General features: G+C 34.1%; 2 protein-coding genes and 1 pseudogene. All 3 read right to left on the bottom strand.

Annotated features, from left to right (window positions below):
* Nucleotides 1–517 (bottom strand): annotated as a pseudogene (locus ACODS7_RS32035) (ParB N-terminal domain-containing protein); the annotation flags it as partial.
* Nucleotides 518–571: 54 nt separating this feature from the next.
* A complete protein-coding gene (locus ACODS7_RS32040; RefSeq protein WP_488828602.1) occupies nucleotides 572–802 on the bottom strand; it encodes a ParB N-terminal domain-containing protein in 231 nt (76 codons plus the stop codon).
* Nucleotides 803–858: 56 nt separating this feature from the next.
* Nucleotides 859–1,059, bottom strand: a complete 201-nt coding sequence (locus ACODS7_RS32045) for a helix-turn-helix domain-containing protein (RefSeq protein WP_098679585.1) — start codon at nucleotides 1,057–1,059, stop codon at nucleotides 859–861.
* Nucleotides 1,060–1,289: the final 230 nt, after the last annotated feature.

Consider the following 1,289-nt stretch of genomic DNA (forward strand, 5'->3'; position numbering starts at 1 on the left):
TTTCTCGATAGAATCGGATTTCTTCCTTGAGCTTTTTATTATTATTATTTAATTCATTTATAAGGTTAATATGTTCTAGAGACTCGATTGCTATCTCTTTCACCACTTCTTTCTCGATAATCTGTGGCTCTTGTTGTTCGAATTCTTCTAGTTGTTTCCGGGTGAGTTCTTCCGATTTACGGGCTGAAAATGTTTCTTGTTCCGCACGTTTTCTTTTCTCCGTTTCTTGATATAAGAGCTTTTCTTTTTCTTTCAATTTTGCCTTCAATTCTGTATATGCTTTATGTATGCTCGTTTCTTCGTTGTCTAATTTGGTTATTGTGGAAGGGTCAGCATTTTCGGCAATGAATTTTGCTTTTTCATATTGTTTTCCGCTACCTATGCCTATTTTTTCGGCTACAACATCTCGTACTTTACTTGGTGGAAAATTTTCCACCATGTTTAAATCTGTTCGTGCCCCTCGTCTTTCCCTTGCCTTGGCCGACTCCACTCTCTCGAGTTCTCTCGCCCAAGCCATTCTTTCTGAGAAGGTAAATTCCTTACGGTGTTCATTCTCACCAATTTCAATTTTTCACTTGTGTTCATAATCTCGAACGGACATGACACGTACTTCAATCTGTTGATAATTTAGATGCTTACAAGCTTGTAATCTCCGTTCACCAGCAATTAATTCATGTTCAGGTGTAACTACAGGTGGATTAATGAGTCCATTTTCTTTGATGTCATTCGCAAGTTCTTCTATATTGCCGAATTCCTTGCGGATACGATCGGATACTTTAATTTTTTTGATATCGATTAACATTAGATAACTCCTTTCATAGTTCGATTTCTCTCAGGGTAACTTGAGTCAAAAAAAATTTATTCTTCTATCATCAATTCATCTATTGTTACACCAAAAACCTTTGCATAACCACACAAAGTTTGCAAGCTAGGGCTTCTAACTCCATTTTCATATCGACAAATTGTTGCTTTAGCTTTACCAATTTGTAATCCAAGCTCTTGCTGTGTCATTTTTTTCTTATTTCGAAGTTCTAAAAGTAATTGGTAATTCACTTTCATTTATAATCACCTCGTTTACGATTTTTATTATACACATAAATTACCCTGAAGACAACTTCATTTTAGAATTTTTTTAAAATATACTTTTTATCCAATTTAGGTTTACTTATAGGAAACATTAGTATTAATATGTATGTAAAGACTATCCCTATAGGTAACTTTTTTCTGAGGAGGAAAATACATGTTTAATGAACGGTTAAAACAATTAAGAATAGAGAACAACTTAACCC

Source organism: Bacillus sp. FG16, from assembly GCF_057809515.1.